This is a genomic window from Corallococcus exercitus, from assembly GCF_003611585.1.
Lineage (GTDB): Bacteria > Myxococcota > Myxococcia > Myxococcales > Myxococcaceae > Corallococcus > Corallococcus exercitus.
Genome location: NZ_RAVW01000193.1, coordinates 1 through 17,637 on the forward strand (window position 1 = coordinate 1; position 17,637 = coordinate 17,637).

18 protein-coding genes are annotated in these 17,637 nt (G+C 70.4%); 9 read left to right on the forward strand and 9 right to left on the reverse strand.

Annotation, left to right across the window (positions count from 1 at the left end):
- Positions 1-366 precede the first annotated feature (366 nt).
- The 8 genes from D7W79_RS22910 to D7W79_RS22945 all read left to right on the forward strand — a co-directional run bounded on the left by D7W79_RS22910 (position 367) and on the right by D7W79_RS22945 (position 4,777).
- Positions 367-879, forward strand: coding sequence for a hypothetical protein (locus D7W79_RS22910; RefSeq protein WP_120527519.1), 513 nt, complete (start codon positions 367-369; stop codon positions 877-879).
- A gap of 28 nt (positions 880-907) precedes the next feature.
- On the forward strand, positions 908-1,672 hold the full coding sequence (locus tag D7W79_RS22915; RefSeq protein WP_120527520.1) for an endonuclease/exonuclease/phosphatase family protein: 765 nt from the start codon (positions 908-910) through the stop codon (positions 1,670-1,672).
- 163 nt (positions 1,673-1,835) lie between these two features.
- Complete coding sequence (locus D7W79_RS22920) at positions 1,836-2,309, forward strand: phage holin family protein (RefSeq protein ID WP_120527521.1); 474 nt, start codon at positions 1,836-1,838, stop codon at positions 2,307-2,309.
- Complete coding sequence (locus D7W79_RS22925) at positions 2,299-2,508, forward strand: DUF3618 domain-containing protein (RefSeq protein WP_120527522.1); 210 nt, start codon at positions 2,299-2,301, stop codon at positions 2,506-2,508. The genes D7W79_RS22920 and D7W79_RS22925 overlap by 11 nt, the downstream gene beginning before the upstream one ends.
- 72 nt (positions 2,509-2,580) lie before the next feature.
- A complete protein-coding gene (locus D7W79_RS22930; protein WP_120527523.1) occupies positions 2,581-2,775 on the forward strand; it encodes a hypothetical protein in 195 nt (64 codons plus the stop codon).
- A 28-nt stretch (positions 2,776-2,803) separates the two neighbouring features.
- Positions 2,804-3,184, forward strand: a complete 381-nt coding sequence (locus tag D7W79_RS22935; RefSeq protein WP_120527524.1) for a hypothetical protein — start codon at positions 2,804-2,806, stop codon at positions 3,182-3,184.
- Positions 3,185-3,238: 54 nt separating this feature from the next.
- Positions 3,239-3,550 carry a YtxH domain-containing protein gene (locus D7W79_RS22940; RefSeq protein WP_120527525.1) on the forward strand — a complete coding sequence of 104 codons (312 nt, stop codon included), beginning with the start codon at positions 3,239-3,241 and terminating at the stop codon, positions 3,548-3,550.
- Positions 3,551-3,862: 312 nt separating this feature from the next.
- Positions 3,863-4,777 (forward strand): hypothetical protein, encoded by a 915-nt coding sequence (locus tag D7W79_RS22945; protein ID WP_167497727.1) that lies wholly within the window; start codon positions 3,863-3,865, stop codon positions 4,775-4,777.
- A 7-nt stretch (positions 4,778-4,784) separates the two neighbouring features.
- Here D7W79_RS22945 and D7W79_RS22950 read toward each other — a convergent pair whose 3' ends face one another.
- Entirely contained in the window at positions 4,785-5,651 is an 867-nt protein-coding gene (locus D7W79_RS22950; protein ID WP_208729810.1) for a hypothetical protein, read from the reverse strand.
- Between the two features lie 108 nt (positions 5,652-5,759).
- Here D7W79_RS22950 and D7W79_RS22955 point away from each other — a divergent pair, with 108 nt between their 5' ends.
- Positions 5,760-8,366, forward strand: coding sequence for a CHASE2 domain-containing protein (locus D7W79_RS22955; protein ID WP_338078820.1), 2,607 nt, complete (start codon positions 5,760-5,762; stop codon positions 8,364-8,366).
- Positions 8,367-8,379: 13 nt separating this feature from the next.
- On the opposite strand, the gene D7W79_RS22960 is transcribed toward D7W79_RS22955, so the two are convergent.
- The 8 genes from D7W79_RS22960 to D7W79_RS22995 all read right to left on the reverse strand — a co-directional run bounded on the left by D7W79_RS22960 (position 8,380) and on the right by D7W79_RS22995 (position 17,353).
- Positions 8,380-9,447 carry an alpha/beta hydrolase family protein gene (locus D7W79_RS22960; RefSeq protein ID WP_158617020.1) on the reverse strand — a complete coding sequence of 356 codons (1,068 nt, stop codon included), beginning with the start codon at positions 9,445-9,447 and terminating at the stop codon, positions 8,380-8,382.
- Between the two features lie 17 nt (positions 9,448-9,464).
- Positions 9,465-9,827 (reverse strand): (2Fe-2S) ferredoxin domain-containing protein, encoded by a 363-nt coding sequence (locus D7W79_RS22965; RefSeq protein WP_120527529.1) that lies wholly within the window; start codon positions 9,825-9,827, stop codon positions 9,465-9,467.
- A 172-nt stretch (positions 9,828-9,999) separates the two neighbouring features.
- Positions 10,000-10,755, reverse strand: coding sequence for a NuoI/complex I 23 kDa subunit family protein (locus tag D7W79_RS22970; RefSeq protein ID WP_120527530.1), 756 nt, complete (start codon positions 10,753-10,755; stop codon positions 10,000-10,002).
- Positions 10,756-10,782: 27 nt separating this feature from the next.
- Positions 10,783-12,225 carry a complex I subunit 1/NuoH family protein gene (locus tag D7W79_RS22975; RefSeq protein ID WP_120527531.1) on the reverse strand — a complete coding sequence of 481 codons (1,443 nt, stop codon included), beginning with the start codon at positions 12,223-12,225 and terminating at the stop codon, positions 10,783-10,785.
- A gap of 2 nt (positions 12,226-12,227) precedes the next feature.
- Positions 12,228-14,117, reverse strand: a complete 1,890-nt coding sequence (locus D7W79_RS22980) for an NADH-quinone oxidoreductase subunit G (protein WP_120527532.1) — start codon at positions 14,115-14,117, stop codon at positions 12,228-12,230.
- Entirely contained in the window at positions 14,114-15,373 is a 1,260-nt protein-coding gene (nuoD, locus tag D7W79_RS22985) for an NADH dehydrogenase (quinone) subunit D (protein ID WP_120527533.1), read from the reverse strand. The genes D7W79_RS22980 and nuoD overlap by 4 nt, the downstream gene beginning before the upstream one ends.
- 13 nt (positions 15,374-15,386) lie before the next feature.
- Positions 15,387-15,905: an NADH-quinone oxidoreductase subunit C gene (locus D7W79_RS22990; RefSeq protein ID WP_120527536.1), complete on the reverse strand. Its 519-nt coding sequence runs from the start codon at positions 15,903-15,905 to the stop codon at positions 15,387-15,389.
- Between the two features lie 173 nt (positions 15,906-16,078).
- The gene (locus D7W79_RS22995) at positions 16,079-17,353 is read right to left on the reverse strand and encodes an adenylate/guanylate cyclase domain-containing protein (RefSeq protein WP_120527534.1); all 1,275 of its coding nucleotides are present in this window, start codon (positions 17,351-17,353) and stop codon (positions 16,079-16,081) included.
- Positions 17,354-17,637: the final 284 nt, after the last annotated feature.

Consider the following 17,637-nt stretch of genomic DNA (forward strand, 5'->3'; position numbering starts at 1 on the left):
CAGCCCGCGCGCGCCTTATCGGCGGCAGCGTCAGATGTGGAGAAGAGACAGGGGCCGTTCTTTACACCACGCACGCGCGGAACCTTCCCGGACCGGCGTCGGGCATGTTGGCTGTCTGCTTCTCTGCCCGGAAGGGCTCGCCTGGATGCCACCTGCTTGACGTCTGGCCGGCCGTCCCAAGGGCGAGCGCCAGATGCGTGCCATTGTCGGTACTTGGGTGCCCTTGGAGGCGAAACGGTGTTCCTGGCCGGACGAGCGGCAGGCAGCCGTGCCGGTTCCCCGTGCGTCAAGGCGTTACGGACGGCGAGGGGCTCCCTAGCTTTCCCACATCAACGCATCGCATCGACTTCGAAAGGGAGGGCACACATGCCTCGCTCCTACAGCTTCGACCACTTCCAGGTTCCCAAGACGCTGCCGCCGCAGAAGCGCAGCCTGCGTCAGCGCGACAAGGAGCACTTCGCCCAGTCGTCGCGCGTGACGGTGAACGACGACGAGGGCGTCCACTACGGCAAGAGCCACGCGCAGACGGAAGAGATCCTCATGGCGCGCAAGATGGAGCTCCAGCTGGAGGAACTGGCCCGTCCGGAGGCGGACGCCAAGTTCTCCCACGGGCCGGTGTCGAAGGTGAGCGGCGCCGCGAAGAAGCAGCGCAAGGCGGCCGCGTCGCCCGTCATCGGGACGACGGCGCCCATCGGGGCCCTGCCGCCCACCCAGGAGCGCCCGCCGCAGGCCCGTCTGCCGGACCTCCTCGACGAGGCGCGCCGGCAGGTGAAGGCCATCCAGACCGGCGTGGGCGACGTGGCGACGGCCGTGCAGCGGCTGGCGACCCTGCCCCTGGAAGCGGTGCGCCTGGCGGCCCGCCGCATCATCCCGGCCTGACGAACCCGAAGGGGAGGGTGAACCGCGCGTGGAGCTGACCCTGGTCTCCTACAACATCCACTCCGGCATCGGCGTGGACGGAGCTTTCGACCTGGAGCGCGTGGGCGCCGTGCTCCGCGAGGTGAACGCGGACATCGTCGCCCTGCAGGAGGTGGGGGACTTCCGGGGCAAGACGCCCCGGGAGGACCAGCCCGAGCACCTGGCCCAGATGCTCGGGCTGCACATGGCCTTCGGACCCAACGTGGTCCGCAACGGCCGCCGCTACGGCAACGCCATCCTCAGCCGGCTGCCAGTGCTCAAGTCGAAGAACTACGACCTGAGCGTGCATGGGCGCGAGCCCCGGGGCGCGTTGCGGTGCGACCTGGACCTGGGCGGCGGCAAGCAGCTGCACGTCTTCTGCCTCCACCTGGGTCTGTCCGTGAGTGAACGGCGGCGGCAGGAGTCGCTCCTGCTGTCCGCCGACCTGCTCCGCGACGCGGCCCGGAAGGACCCCATGGTGGTGTGTGGGGATTTCAACTCCTGGGGCAACGGCCCGGTGTCCTCGCTCGTGCGCGAGGCCATCCACGACGCCGCGTTCGAATTGGGCGCCGCCGCGCGCACGTACCCCACGCGGCTGCCCCTGTTCCGGTTGGATCGCATCTACGTGGACTCGGGCGTGAGGCCGGTGTCGGTGACGCCGCACCGCTCGCCCTTGAGCCGGGTGGCGTCGGACCACCTGCCGCTGGTGATGCGCTTCGAGGCCCCCATCTCCGTGCAGCCGCCCGTCGCGCCTCCGGTGCAGCTGATCGGCTAGGGGTGTGGCTTGGGCTAGGCTCACCAGCGTCCGGTATCTCGCGTTGAGCGGCCGACGCTGGCGAACGCCGGACAATTTCCTCGCGGCGCGGTTGTCGCGGGGAGGTGGGGTGCCTAGGTTGGCGCCCACGCGCACAGGGACGTGAGCGTCGGCCGGAGAGCGCATGCACGTGGGCAGTGAACAGACGGATCGCGGCGTCGCCGCGCTCGTCGGGCGCATGGCGGACGGCTTCAGTCGGTTGGTGACGCAGCACCTCCAGCTGGCGCGCGTGGAGCTGGCGGAGGACGCGAAGGCCATGGGCCTGGACGTGGCGAGCATCGCCGTGTTCGTGCCCTTCCTCCTCGTGGGTTACGCCTTCGTCTGCGGGGCGCTGGCGGCCGTGCTCGCTCCGTGGACGGGGTGGGCGGGTGCGCTGGCCATCGTGGGCGCGCTGAACCTGGTGGGAGGCGGCCTGGGCATCCTTCGCGCGGTGAAGCGGATGAAGTCGCGCCAGATGATGGATGACAGCGTGAGCGAGCTGTCGCGCAGCATGGCGGCGCTCACCACGGCCCGCCCGCAGGTGGCGGCGGCGCCCGGGGTGAACACGCTGAAGGACACGACGGGAATGGCTTTCAAGGAGCCGCGGGATGGCCGCTAGCAATGGACACCTGCCGCGCACGAGCGCGGCGCTTCGCGAGGAAATCGAGCGCACCCGGGCCGACCTGGCCACGTCGGTGAGCGCGCTCCGGGTGGAGGTGGCGGAGGTCACCGACTGGCGTCAGTGGGTGCGCAAGCATCCCTACGCCTGCGTGGGTGGCGCCTTCCTCGTCGGTTACCTGGTGGGCTCGCGGCGCTGAACGGGCGCGGCGGGCCGGAATGAAAAGCTTCTAGGACGCAATTCGGAAACGAACGCACAGCAGAGGGCTTCCATGGAAATCAATCCGCAGCAGATGGCAGACCGGGCGCGGCACCTTCAGGAGCAGCTGCCGAACATGGACGAGGCGCGGCAGAACCTGGTGGACCTGAACCGTCAGGTCGTCGGGTTCATCAAGGCCAACCCGGGCACGTGTCTCCTGGGCGCCATCGCCGTGGGCTTCATCGTGGGCCGCATCGCGTCTCGCTAACCGGTTGCCTGGAAAAGGGAGCACGGACATGACGAACTATTCGGGCACGACGGGCAACGGCACGGCGGAACACGGCGAGGACGCGGGCTTCGGCCAGCGCGTGGATCAGCTGGGCTCCGACGCGCAGCAGTTCATCGACAACGCGCGCAGCGCGGTGGCGGACCTGGGGCAGTCGCTGGACCTGAAGGGGCGCGTGGAGCGCAACCCCTATGGCACGCTCGCCATCGCCATGGGCGTGGGCTACGTGCTGGGCGGTGGCCTCTTCACGCCGCTGACCGGGCGCATCCTCAAGCTGGGGGTGCGGCTGGCCGCGCTGCCCTTCGTGAAGGATGAGCTCCTGGGCATGGCGGAGTCCGCCTTCCAGGGCTACCAGACGGGTCGTGGCACGCCGCCCTCGGGCAGCGTCTAGGATTCGAGCGGCAACCCGCGTCTTTCCCCCGAAGTCATTTCACCGGAGTCAGACATGCTGAGCCTGAAGGATTTGAAGAAGCTGGACAGGGACGACGTGCTGGACCTCCTCGGCCTGGAGACGCGCCGCACGACGGCGGAGTCTGCGCTGCCGGCGCTGGGCATCTTCGCGGCCGGCGTGCTGGTGGGCGTGGGCGTGGGCATGCTGCTCGCGGACAAGCCGGGCACGGAGCTGCGCGGCGACCTGCGCCAGCGCATCCAGGGCGGCCAGGACAAGCTGGCGACGGCCATCAACAACGCGCGCAGTGGCGACACGCAGCAGGGCGCGGGTTCCACGGTGCCGCCGGGTTCGCGCACCACGACCTGATTCCAGGGAGTGTGTGAAGCGCACAGAAGGCCTCTTCCCGCTGAACGTGGGGAGGGGCCTTCGTGTTTGCGCCGGGGGCGGGATGGATGGCCTAGGATGCGAGGCGATGCACGGTCCTTCGCATCAGGAGCAGACCCCGTGAGCGCGGCGAAGAAGCGACGGACAACCGGCACGAAACCGCCCGAGGCGACACCGCCGCCGCGACATGACACGCCCGTGGATGTGCCGGTGGGCGGGGCTCCCAGGCCACCGGACGCGCCGAAGCATGATGCCCGGTCGATGCGTCACGACACCCCCGTGGATGTTCCCGCCATGGATGCGTCCACGGCGCTTCCCGTGCGAAACACAGACACGCCGTGGGCATCCGGAACCGAGGGCGCGCTGGGGCAATTGCGCGCGCTCGAAACACTGGAGTCGGCTTACGACGCCTGGGAGGAGCTGAAGCGCGAACACGCGGCCTCTGTCATCCAGTTCCGCGAGGAACAGGCCCGGCTCACGCAGCAGGGCTCGTTCCTGTTGGGCGCTGTCCGTGCCGCGGGCATGGACCCGAATTCGGCAACCCCAGGCCTCCAGCAGCAGGGCGCCGCCAGTGACTTCCTTCGCGACGCCGAAGCCAAGCTGGCCAAGGCCCGTGACGCCGTCTCCCAGCGGGAAGCGGAGAGCGAAGGCCGCTACCAGGCCGCGTTCACGGAGGTCCGCGCCACGCTCCTGGATCGCGTCCAGCGCTACCTCCAGCGCAGCCGGCCGCACCTCACGCTGCTCCTTCGCCGCGTAGGCGCCGAGCGCTCCATCCTCCACGTCGCGCGCGTGCAGCCGGATGAAGCCGTCCTGCTCTGCTACCTCCTCACGCAGCGGGTGCCCTCCCGCTACGGCTTCCTCTTCGACGACTCCACCGAGGACCTGTCCCTCCCGCCCGCTCCGCTCTACGCGGAGGAGTCCGTCGCCTCCGACGCCATCCGCCCGGACGCACCGGGCCTCTTGCGCGTCATCGACGCCAGCACGGATGTCGTCCCGCTCAAGGGCTTCATCCCCCTGCGCGTGCCCAGGCCCGGGGGAGGGGAGGACTTCTTCCGCCTCCTCCAGCGCGGCGCCGTGATGGAGGTGGAGATCGCGGACGGCTCGGGCTTCCGCAGCATCCTCTCCCGCGAAGAGTCGGAACGCTTCGCGGGCCACCTCCTGCGCCTCAAACTCGAGGAGCGCATCGGCCTGGACATCGAGGCCGGGTAGACGCGGCTCAGTTCGTCCGCACGATGCCCACTTCCGCGGTGCCCGCCAGGACGACGCTGCCCAGGAAGAGGTTGTCGGACTCCGGGCCGCCCATGCGCACGGCCTGGAAGATGACCAGGTAGGTCTGCTTCGGGTTCGGGAACGCCGTGGCCGGAATCGTCACGCGCGCCGCGCGGAACGTCGCGGGCGTCGCCGCCAGCTGGAGGAACTCCACCGGCGTCGTCGGCACGTTCGAGTACGTCGCCTGGCCCTTCTCCCCGTTCGCACCCAGCGGCACCACCGTCACGAAGCCCAGCGTGCGGTCCTGGTTCGGCGGAGGCGCCGGCCGGTCGAACTCGAACGCGGTGTTGGCGTTGATCCGCACGAAGCCCTCCGCCGGGTGGAACGCCAGGATGGCCTCCTTCGTGGGCGAGTCCTCCACGCGCGCCTCGTACTTCGTCCCGGCCTGCTCCGCGAAGAACGAATAGGTGGCCCCGGACGTGTACGTCAGGTCGTCCGTGGAGTCGCTCGTCACGCCGTAGCTGCCGCCGCCCTGGCCGTTGAGGGGGACCGCCGCCGCGCTCCCCGCGCGCAGCGTCACCGTGGCGCCGCTCAGCCCCTCCGGCTGCGCGTTCTCCCCCTTCTTCGTCCCGAAGAACACGAAGGCCGCCGTCTGCCCGGGGAAGCTCACCACGTCCCCGCCATCCGGCCCGCCGTAGGTCCCCGCGTCGTAGCCCGCCATCGCGGACGCGGACACGTCCACCTGCGGCGTCGCGAGCAGGGTGCCCACCATCACGTGGTCCGCCGTGAGCTGGTTGGTCGTCTTCTCCAGGTCGCAGGCAAGCGGCGACAGCACGGACACGGTGGCAAGGGCGGACAGCAACAGGCGTTTCATGGGCACTCTCTTGAACGGGGCACGGATGAACAGGTGACAGCAGCCAACCATACCGCGCGTGTTGACCCATAGGCGCGGGGCCCCGGCGGGGTATCCTGCACGCCGCTCGTGCAACGCCTCCGCATCCACTCCTCCGGCCGCCGCTTCCTCCACCGGCTCGGCTTCTCGCTCGTCATGGCGGCCCTGTTCGGCTGCCTGCTGGGCCTGCTCGTCTCCCAGCGCGCCACGGGCCCCTCTCGGCCGGACGACACGCCCACACCCCTGCTGTCGCCCTCCGGCTTCATCGACGGCATCTCCCACTGGCTCGACGGCGGCGAGCGCGTCTTCTACGACTGGCGCATCCGCCAGCTCGGCGAGGTCTCCGAGCGCTCCGACCGCGTGGTGCTCGTCTCCATCGACGACGACACGCTCGCCGAGGCCCAGCAGGGGCCCCGCGCGGACATCGCCGCGTACCCGTGGCCGCGCCAGGTCATGGGCGGCATGGTCCACCGGCTGATGGAGGAGGGCGCCTCCGTGGTGATGCTGGACTTCGCCTACCCGGAGCTCAGCCCCCGCGCCTGCGTCACCCCCATGCGCTCGGGCCGGGGCGCCCTCTCCCAGGACGACGACGCCCTCCGGGCCCTCCTGGACCAGGACCCGGGCCACTCGGTGCTCGCCTTCCGCTGGGGCGCAGAGGGCACCCGCACGCTGCCCCCCACGGGCCGCCTGTGGCCCTATCGCGTCCGCCTGGGCAGCTACCCCGGCGTCACCGAGGCCCGCGCCCGCGCGCAGTCCGTGCTCGCCCTCCAGCGCCCCGCGTTCCTCATCCCCGCGGGCAAGGGCCTGGAGGTCTGGGCCGGCGTCGCGGACGAGGGCGAGGGCCGCAGCCTGGGCGAGCAATTGGGCACCGCCGCCGCGTCCATCCAGGAGCGCCGCGCCGCGGATGATGCCTTCCGTGTCGCACCGTCGGACCTGTTCCTCGCCCTGGCCTCCGTGCAGGTGCAGGGGTTGGATCCGGAGAAGCTCCTGGAGGTGCGCCAGCTCCAGCACCCGGTGACGCCGCTGCTCAGCCCGGCCAGCGGCTATGGCGCCACCACACTGCCCGCGGACCCCGACGGCGTGGTGCGCGGCGTGCCCCACCTCGTCGCGTACAGCCCACGCGGCGGTGAGCGCTACGTCCTGCCCTCGCTGCCCCTGGCCGCCGCCATGCGGATCGCGGGCACGCAGAAGCTGCGGTACGCGGAGGGGCGCCTCTACATCGGCGACAAGTACTCCATCCCCATGGACGCGTCCGGTTACAGCCTCCTGCGCTGGGAGGCCCCGTCCGCCACCCGGGGCGCGCGCGGCCCGCTCGCCCGCTCCATCCGCGCGTGGAACGTGCTGCTCAACCTCTTCGACACGCAGGAGGCGCGCCCCGCCCGCTTCGACCACGACCTGGACGGCCGCGCCGTCATCCTCACCAACACCAGCAGCTACGCGCCCGAGCGGCGGGTGACGCCCATCGGTCCGGGCATCGCCAACGGCGCCGTGCTGGGCCAGGCGCTCGCCAACATCCTCGCGTCGGACGGCATCACCCGCGCGCCGCCGAAGGTGGACATGCTCGCCACCATGGGGCTGGCGTTCATCGGCGCGTTCCTGGCGCTGTCCTGCAGCTGGCTGCTGCGGTCCGTGGGCGGCGCATTCCTCTTCGTCTGCGTGGCCGTGGCCGCGGGGGCGGGCTACGTGGGCGCGGCGGGGTACGTCTTCGTCCACGACAAGCTGTGGATCGCCGTGGCCGGCCCGCTGTGGTCCGGCGGGCTCGCGTTCCTCGTGACGACGCTCTACGCCTTCCGCACGGAGCAGGACGTGCGCGACTTCGTGCACAGCGCGCTGGGCCGCTACGTGAGCCCGGAGGTGGCGCGGCTGGTGGCGCGCGACGTGAGCCTGATGAAGCCGGAGCGCCGGCAGATGACGGTGTACCTCTGTGACATCGACGGCTTCACCCGCCTGTCGCAGGCCCTGCCGCCGGAGCAGCTGGTGCCGCTGCTCAACACCTTCCTCACGGAGATGACCGCCGTGGTGCGCGCCACGGCGGGGCAGGTGGACAAGTACATCGGCGATTCGGTGATGGCCTTCTGGGGTGCGCCCGTGCGCACGGACCGCCACGCGCACCTGGCCTGTGAGGCCGCGCTGAAGCTCCAGGCGGCGCTCGCGCAGAAGCAGCCCCTCTGGGAGAAGCAGTTCGGCCACCGGCTGGCGGTGCGCGCCGGCATCGACACGGGCGACCTGCTGGTGGGCGACATGGGCAGCGAGCTCAAGTCCCACTACACCGTCATGGGCGACGCGGTGGGCATGGCCGGCCGGCTGGAGGCGGCCAACAAGGAGTACGGCACCCAGGTGCTGGTGGGACAGACCACTGCCCAGTTGGCCAGCGACGCCTACGTCTTCCGCGAGGTGGACCGCGTGCTCCTGCGCGACCGTCCCCAGCCCGTGCGCGTGCACGAGCTTTTGGGCCGCCGGGGCGAGTTCTCCCAGGAGAAGCAGGCGGGCATGGCCCTCTACGAGAAGGCCCTCATCGCCTATTACGGGCGCGACTTCCTGGTGGCCCAGGAGCTGTTCCGCCGCTGCACCGTGGAGCACGGCGACACCGTGGCCCGCGTCTACGTCCAGCGCTGCCAGCGCCTCATCCAGACGCCGCCGCCCGCGGACTGGGACGGCGTCATCCGCTGGGGCCGGCGCAGCACGGACAGCCGCTAGCCGGGGCCGCCCTTCAGGGCCGCGTATCCACCCGCAGGGGCACGCCGAACCGGGCGGTGAAGAACTGGAGGAGGTGGGCGTGCTCGAACGCGATCTCCTCCGGGCGCTCCGTGAGGTGCGCGTGCTCGGGGATGATCATCAGTGACGCGTCCTGGCCTCGGGCCCGGAGCGCGCGCACGAAGACGTCCGCGTCCGACAGCGACACCTTGGGGTCCCGGGCCCCCAGCATCAGGGCGATGGGCGCCTCCACCCGGTCCACCCACGTCATGGGCGAGATGACGCGGAGCCGCTCCGCGTCCTTCTCCGGATCGCCGTACTCCTCTGCCCGCGAGCCGCGCAGCTCCGGCGGAAGCTGCGCGAGGAAGGAGGCCAGGTCCGTCTTGGCGGCCAGGGCGAAGCCCGCGTCGTAGCTGCCCGCGAAGCGCGTCATGCCCACCAGCGTCTGGTTGCCCCCGTAGCTCCACCCGAAGATGCCCAGCTTGGGGACCCCGCCATCACGGGTGAAGCGCTGGCGCAGGCAGCGGCTGGCGGCCTCCAGGTCCGTGGCGGCCTCCACGCGCAGGGGCCCGTTGTCCGCGCGGGCCCAGTCCTCGGAGCAGCGGGTTCCCCTCACCGCGGGCTCCGCGTAGATGAAGCCCGCCCGGAGGAAGAACTCCGGGCGCCAGTGGTACGCCGGCCGGGGACAGCCCGTGGTGTAGAAGGCGAGCACGGGACACCCTCGCTCCTGGCACGCGGGCGGCACCCGCACCTGGATCCGGAAGCGGACGTCGCCGTTGTCACACGCCAGGTCCTCCACGGGCGCGGCGCTCCAGCGCAGGCGCTGCCCGGAGTCCGCGAGGATGGCCGCCAGGGTGGCCTTCAGCGCCGCGTCGGGTTCGACGCGGGGATGGCGCCGCAGCAACGCCTCGCGGGAATCGCCGTCCCGGACGAGCGCCGCGCCCACGACGCGAGGACTGTCCGCGTCCGCATGCGCGCCCAGCACCCCCGAGGACGCCGGCGCCACGGGCCGCGAACACGCGCCGAGCACCAGCAAGCCCACGAGACCCGGCAGGAGGAGGGGAGAAGGGGATGCGCGAGGCACGGACCACCTCCGGGGCTTCAGCCGTCGTCGCCGGAGTCCGGCTGGCCGAACAGCTCGCGCACCGGCGCGTCGTCCTGGATGTGCTCGGCCACCACGCGGCGCATCTTCTCCGCCGTCATCCCGGAGTAGTACACCTCTCCGGGCCACCCCATGAGCTGGTAGTCCTCCGGGGACAGCGGGTCGCGCTTGCGGCCCGTGTCCTCGCGCACCACCACGTTGGGCCCCATGTGGCAGAAGCCGTAGCAGCCGCCCCGGTACAGCTCGCAGCGGGACTGGAGCCCCTTCTCCGCCAGCGCCTCGCGCGCCGCCACGTGCACCGCGTCCGAGCCGCCCTCGCGGCAGCTGGAGCCCTTGCACACCGACATCCGGTAGCGCTTCACGGTGGGGCTCCCCGTGCCAGGCCGGCACCATGCGCATTGAAGAGCTGCAGCATCACCACATGCCCCCAGAAAAGGCTTCGGCCCGCCCTTCCCCTGACAGCGGGAAGAGGGCGGGCCGGGCTTGCGTGCGGAGGGGCGGAAAAGGCCGCCCCCGCGGCGCGGAAGGACGGGACTACTTGAGGAACTTCGTCACCTGGATGGGACCCTGCTGCGTCACCACCGTCTGCCCGGCGCCCGGCTTGCCGTGGGCACCGTGGCCCGCGCCCAGTTGCGCGTGCTTGCCGTGGTCCCCGTGGCCCTCGCCGATGCGCGTGTGCGCTTCCTTGTGGACGTGGTGCGGCTCCGCGGAGCTGTCGCGCTTGTTCCAGGGGTCGGACGGGTGCGACACGGCCGGGCCCTTGAGCAGCTTCGGGATGTCGTAGACGAAGTTCTGCCGGTTGTACTCGGACGGCGTGTGCATGTACGTGTCCATGCGGATGGCGTCCTTCGGGCACGCCTCCACGCACAGGCCACACACGATGCAGCGCAGCTCGTCGATGACGAACTGGGTGGGGTACTTCTCGATGACCGCCGACTCGGAGTCGGTGTCCGCCGTCTCGTACTCACCCGCCTCGATGTAGATGCACTGCGCGGGGCAGATGGTCGCGCACATGTAGCAGGCCACGCAGCGCGGCTTGCCGTCATCGCGCGGCACCAGCCGGTGAAGGCCCCGGTAGCCCTCCGGATAGATGGGCTTCTCTTCCGGGTACTCCACCGTGGTCATCAGGTTCATGCCCGTGCGGTCCACCACCTGGGGGTTGGGGTCGCGCGTGCCGAACATGTTGCGGAAGAAGTGCCGGGTCGTGATGGCCAGACCGCGCAGCAGCTCCGGGATGTACATCCGCTCGCGGAGGTCCGTGCGCGGATCCTGGGAAGCATTGAACGCCATGGTGTCTTGTCTCGCTTCCGGACCGCGCTAGTGCGCGCCCGCCGGGGAATGGGAGTGGGGGTCCGCGTGCGCCGGCAGGCCGTGCGCATCGTGTCCGTGGCCGTGCGCGTCGTGCCCATGGCCGTGCGCCGCGTCGTGCGCGTCCGCCGACTTCGCGCCCGTCGTCATCGTCAGGGCGATGAAGAAGCCAATCTCCAGCAGGCCCACCACGCCCAGCGCGCGCAGGGACGGATCCCACAGCACCAGCGCGCCGGTGATGAACACGTTGGCCAGGCCCACGGGCAGGAGGATCTTCCAGCCCAGGTTCTGGATCTGGTCGTAGCGGAAGCGCGGGAAGGTCCAGCGAATCACGAGCTGCACCCAGATGAGCGCGATGACCTTGAGCCAGAAGAACGTGCCCAGGATCGTGCCGTACACCCAGCCGTGCTCCTGCATGAAGGGCTGCGCCGCCAGCCACTCGCCGCCGAAGGGCAGGTGGTGACCGCCGAAGAACAGCGACGCCGTCACGCCGGCCAGCACCACGACCTCCACGAACTCGGAGATCATGAACATGCCGAACTTCATGCCGGAGTACTCCACGAAGTAGCCGATGATCTCGGACTCGCCTTCCGGCGCGTCGAACGGGGCGCGCTTGGTCTCCGCGAAGGACGCCACGAAGAAGCCGATGAAGCCCAGGGGCTGGATGAAGATGCCCCACGCCGGCAGGCCCAGGTCGAAGCCGCCGTCGGTGCGCCACAGGTACTTCGCCTGCCCGGTGCCGGACACGAGCGCGTTGCCCACGTCACCCACCAGCGCGGGCATCTGCACGGAGGAGAACGCCAGGAACAGGCCCACCAGCGACAGGCCCAGCGCCACCTCGTAGGAGATCATCTGCGCGGAGGCGCGCACGCCGCCCAGCAGCGCGAACTTGTTGTTGGAGGACCAGCCGGCCAGCGACGTGCCGTAGACGGCGAGCGACGCGATGGCCAGCAGGTACAGCACGCCGAAGTCCGGCGTGGCGACGACCATGTCCACCGTCTTGCCGAACACGTTCACCGAGGGCCCGGCCGGCACCACCGCGAACAGCGCGAACACCGGCGCGAAGGCGAGGATGGGGCCAAGGTTGAACAGGAACTTGTTCGCCGTGCCGGGGACGAAGTCCTCCTTGGTCAGCATCTTCAGCACGTCGGTGATGATGTGCGGGATGCCGCCCAGGGAGCGGTTGGACAGGCCGGGGATGGCCAGGCGCGCGCGGTTGGGGCCCACGCGGTCCTGCATGAACGCGGACCACTTGCGCTCGGCGAGCGTGAGCAGCGTCGCGGTGATCATCACGAAGACGAGCATCAGGAAGATGATGTTCGTCAGGCGGCTGGCACCCTCGAAGAGGTACTCCTCCGCCAGGTAGCCCACCAGATACGCCGAGGCCACTCCGCCAGCGACGGCGAAGACGATGGTGGCCATGGCGAACAACATGGTCAGGATGCGGCTCATGGTCAGATGCCCCTCACGCGCGGCGCGCCGAACTCGCGGTAGCCCGGCGGACGGCCGTCGGCCCCCGACGGCAGCGGATTGATGCCCGGCTTCTCCCGGTCCGGCGGAGAGGCCTTGTCCCAGTTGAACTCGGCGAACTCGGACACCTGGCCCGAGAGCGCCCGCCACACGTCGCGCGCGGAGGCGTGAGCGGCCTCGCCGCCCAGCTCGCGCGTCAGCTCCGCGGCCCACTTCCAGTGCGGCGCCGCGTCACCCTTGGGGGGATACGCCTTGCGGAAGCGCTGGGTGATGCCGTCCTGCTGGGTGAACGTGCCCTCGTCCTCGATGTGCGCGGCGGCCGGCAGCAGCACCGTGGCCTGCGCCGTCACCGGAGAGTCGTTCTGCGCCTGGGCGACGAACACCTCCAGCTTCGCGACGACCTCCGCGAAGGCGGCCGCGTCCGTGGGGACTTCCGTGCCCACCGCGTAGAGCGCCTTCACCTGGCCCGCGTTGATGGCGGGGGTGAGCTCCTCGAAGCCCTTGAGCGACAGCCCCAGGCCCTTGGCGATGAGCGCCAGGCCCTGGCGGTTGGGGTTCTTGTCCGCCGTCATCAGGTAGTGGTCGGCCTTGCCCTGCGGCCGGCCGCCCACGAACACGGACGTCACGCCCAGCACCTTCTTCGCGAACGTCAGGCCCGCGAGCAGGTCCTCGTTGGACGCGAGCGGCGAGGCCAGCACCGCCAGCTGCTTGGAGCCCACGAGCGGCTTGAGCGCCTTCGCCGCGCCGGCGGTGGCGTCCTTGCGCCCGACGGCCGGCTGCACCGTGCCGGGGGCCTGGAGGCCACGGCCCACGCGGGCGGTGAGCACGCGGCCCACGTTCAGGTCCTTGTACGACAGGCGGCCCTGGTCGCACATCCAGCTCTTGTTGATGGCCTCGTTCTCACGCGGGCGGTAGCGGTAGGTGTCCTGGGACATCCAGTCCGCGGAGATGTTGCAGCCGCGCGAGCAGCCCGTGCAGACGGACGGCGTGGCGGACAGGAACCAGGCGCGCGCCTTGAAGCGGAAGTCGCGGGAGAGCAGCGCGCCCACCGGGCACACATCCACGGTGTTGAGCGAGTAGTTGCTGTCCAGCTCGTTGCCCGGGAACACGTCGATGCGCTCGTGGCTGCCGCGGCCGAAGACGCCCAGCTGCGGCTCCTTGGGCACTTCGTTCATGAAGCGGACGCAGCGCGTGCAGATGATGCAGCGCTCCTGGTCCAGCACCACGCGGGGCCCCAGCACCTTGCGCTTGTGCTTGAGGGCCTTGCTGCCCTCCAGGCGCGAGGGCTTGTAGTTGTACTTCATGTAGTAGTCCTGCAGCTTGCACTCACCGGCCTGGTCGCAGATGGAGCAGTCGACCGGGTGGTTCAGCAGCAGGAACTCCATCACCGCGCGCTGCTGCTCCTTGACCTTGGGGGTCGTGGTCTTGATGACCTGACCCTCGGCCATGGGCGTCTGGCAGGCGGGGACGAGCTTGGGCGCGTTGGACGCTTCAATGAGGCAGATGCGGCAGTTGGCCGCGATGGAGAGGCGCGGGTGGTAGCAGTAGTAGGGGATCTCCGAGCCGACCGTCTTGGCCGCCTCGATCATGTTGGTCCCCGGCTTCACCACGACTTCCTTGCCGTCGATGACCGCCGTCACGAAGCCCGGGTTCTTGGGCTGCGGCTTGGGCGGAGGGCCGCCGGCGGGCGCCGCCGGCTTGGGCGGAGGCGTGCCGGTGGGGCCGCTGTGCGCCGCGGGCGGGGAATCCATCTTCGCGCCGGCGGGCGGGTTGGACGGCTCCGGGCCAATCCTGGCCGCGGGCGTGTCGGTGGGCGCGCCCTTGGGGGGCGTCTGCGCGTCACCGGTGGGCTTCTTCGTGTCGTTGTCGCTCACTGCTCGACCTCGCCGCCGATCATGTTGATGGTGTCAAAGGTGGGAACGAGGTCCGCGAGCATCTTGCCCTGGATGATGTGCGGCAGCGCCGACAGCACCGGGAAGCCCGGGGCGCGCACGTGGACCTTGTACGGACGGCCGCGGCCGTCGCTCACCAGGTACCAGCCCAGCTCGCCGTTGGACGCTTCCGTCGCGTCGTAGACCTCGCCGGGGGGAACCTGGATGCCCTCCATCACCAGCTTGAAGTGGGCCATCACGCCTTCGATGGTGCCGTACACCTCAGGCTTGGGCGGCAGCGCGATGCGCCAGTCGTCCACGATGATGGGGCCCGCGGGGATGGTGTCCAGCGCCTGCCGGAGGATGCGGATGGACTGGCGCATCTCCTCCAGGCGCACGAGGTAGCGGTCGTAGTTGTCGCCGTGCTCGCCCACCACCACGTCGAAGTCGAAGCGGTCGTAGACCCAGTACGGCTGCACCTTGCGCAGGTCGTGGTCCACGCCGCACGCGCGCAGCGCGGGGCCCGTCCACCCGTAGTCGATGGCGTCCTCGGCGGTGATGATGCCGGTGCCCTTGGTGCGGTCCACGAAGATGCGGTTGCGCGTGAGCAGCCCGTCCATCTCCACGAGCAGCTCTTCGGTGCGGTCCAGCGTCTTCTTGACCTTCTCCGACCAGCCCTCCGGCAGGTCGCGGTTGATGCCACCCACGCGGCCGAAGCTGGTGGTGAGGCGCGCGCCGGTGAGTTCCGTGACGCGGTCCTGGATGAGCTCGCGGGCCTCCATGCCGTAGAGGAACGGCGCGAAGCCGCCCATCTCCAGGCCGGTGGCGCCCACGCACGTCAGGTGGTCCGTGAGCCGGTGCAGCTCGCTGCCGATGACGCGGATGTACTGGGCGCGCTCCGGGATCTCCAGGCCGATGAGCTTCTCCACGGCGTTGAGGAACCCGAAGTTGTTCATCATCGCGGACAGGTAGTTGAGCCGGTCCGTGTACGGCAGGCACTGCGTCCAGGTGACGTTCTCGCAGCTCTTCTGGAAGCCGCGGTGGAGGAAGCCGATCTCCGGGTCGATCTTGACGATGGTCTCACCCTCGAGCGCCACCTTCAGCCGCACGGTGCCGTGCGTGGCCGGGTGGGAGGGGCCCATGTTGATGACCATGTGCTTCGCTTCGAGGTGCGACTCCAGCTCCGATTCCTCGTGGGCGAACCCGTCGGTGTCGGGGTTGTGGGGCTTCTGCGCGTCGGTGTTGTGGCTGTCGGACATGGGGAGGTCTCGATCAGGCGACGCCGCTGGTGCCGGGGCCGCGGAAGATGTCCTTGATGGGGCGCTCGGGGATCAGCGGCTGGCGGTCGCGCAGCGCGTAGTCCTTGCGCAGGGGGTGGCCCTGGAACTCGTCGTACAGGAGGATGCGGCGCAGGTCCGGGTGGTCCGTGAAGCGGATGCCGTAGAAGTCGAACACCAGCCGCTCCCACCAGTTCGCGCCGCGGTACAGCGGCGTGAGGGAGGGGACTTCCGGGCGGGTCTCCGTCACGCGCACCTTCAGGCGCACGTGCTCCTTCCGCTTGAGCGAATAGAGGAAGTAGACGACCTCGAAGCGCGGATCACTCTCCGCCAGGTGCAGGCGGTCCACGGCGTCCGCGGAGCCGAACAGCTTGAAGTCCAGCTCAGGGTCCATCTTCAGGAAGGTGGCGACCTTCGGCAGCCACTCCGCATGGATGACGGCCCAGGCTCCGCCAGCGCGGTCGACATAGCGCTCCGCGACCGCCTCGGGAAACTGGGCGGCGACCCGGTCCAACGCGAAAATGCTCAAGGGGGGCCTCGATCTACGACAGAGGAAACCGCGGCTTTATAAGGACCGTTCGCGTGAGGCGTCAACGTAAACCCTCAACCATGTAGGCCACTTAGGCGGTCCAGTAGCCCGGCATCGCGATCCACCCCCTGCCTGCCTGGGCACGGGGGCCGGAAAGCTCAGGCCGCCACGTCCGGCCCCAGCACCGGGGCGCCCTCGTCGGGCAGGGGGATGAAGGTCACCACCGGCTGGCTCTTGCCCGCGACGAGCGCGGTGGGGGCGGGGACCCAGCGGAAGGCGTCACCCGCCTGCTCGCGGGTCGCCTGGGAGACGAGCACCGGCACCTCGAAGCCCTTGGTCAGCCGCTCGATGCGGTTGGCCAGGTTCACCGTGTCGCCGATGGCCGTGTACTCCAGGCGCCGGGACGGCGAGCCGATGTTGCCCAGCACCACCGGCCCGGAGTGGACGCCCACGCCCATGCGCAGGCCGGCCTGGCCCCGGGCGGCGCGCTCGGCGTTGACGGCCTCCAGCTCCCGCACCATGTCCAGCGCGCACCGGGTGGCGCTCCGGGCGTGGTGGGCGTCCGGCAGCGGGGCGCCAAAGTACACCATCAGTGCGTCCCCGATGAACTTGTCGAGCGTCCCCCCGTGGCGGAACACCACCTCGACCATGCGGCCGTAGTACTCGTTGAGGATGGTGACCACCTCCTCGGGGGGCAGCCGTTCGCTCAGCGAGGTGAAGTCGCGCACGTCCGCGAAGAGCACGGACACCTCGCGCAGCTCCGCGGTGGGGGAGTCCATGCCCTGGAGGCGCTCGGCGACGGCGGGGGAGAAGTAGCGGCCCAGGCGGGCGCGCTGGAGCTCCTCCTGGGTGACGGCGGCGGACAGCAGGCGGATGCGCTGGAGGAGCCGGGACGCGCCCGCGGCGGTCATCGCCAGCATCACCGCGCCGGCCACCTGGGCGCCTCCTCCGATAGCGGCCTCCCGCTGGAGCGCCACCTCCGCGAGGATGGCAAAGAGCGTGACGAGCTGGGTGACCGGCCGGCGCAGGCTCAGCGCGGACAGGAGGACCAGCGCCGCGAAGATGCCCAGCGTGAAGCCGGCCACGCCGCCCGGGGAGGGGGACACCGGCAGCGCCAGGTGCTGGAGCCAGTAGACGGCGGGCACGTCCACGAACGCGACGGACAGCGACGCCCACCGGGCGATGCGCGTGGACGCCGTCACCGCCACGGCCACGACGATGGTGCACACGAAGTACAGCGCGAAGGGCGCCAGGTAGACGTCCCAGTCGTGCAGCCCGCGCACCCGGCCCAGGTACACGGCCATGGTGAACAGCACGCCCACCGCGCCCAGGCGGACCCATGCCAGGTGCCGTCCGTTGGACTGGCGCTCCACGTCGAGCGCGCGGCGCACGGACTCCTGCAGGGTGTCGCTGGTCGTGACGCTGGATGACATGGAGCTGGCTCCCCCCGGGCCGAGGAAAGCATCGGTCGGGAACGGTCCGGGCGCCATCTTGCATGGAGCGTGCATCCGGCGCACGTCGAAGACTCCCCGGATGCCCTGCGGAACACAGGGTTGGCGCTCCCATGCCCGGCCGGGGTAGAGGCTGGGGGCATGTCCGTGCGGTCCCTCGCCTCCTTCCTCCGTGCCGCTTCGGGGCGTCTGGCCCTGGGCGCCCTGCTGGGGTTGTTGCTCTTCGCCGCCGAGACGGCCTGGCTGCTCAGGGCGGGCGTGGTGGG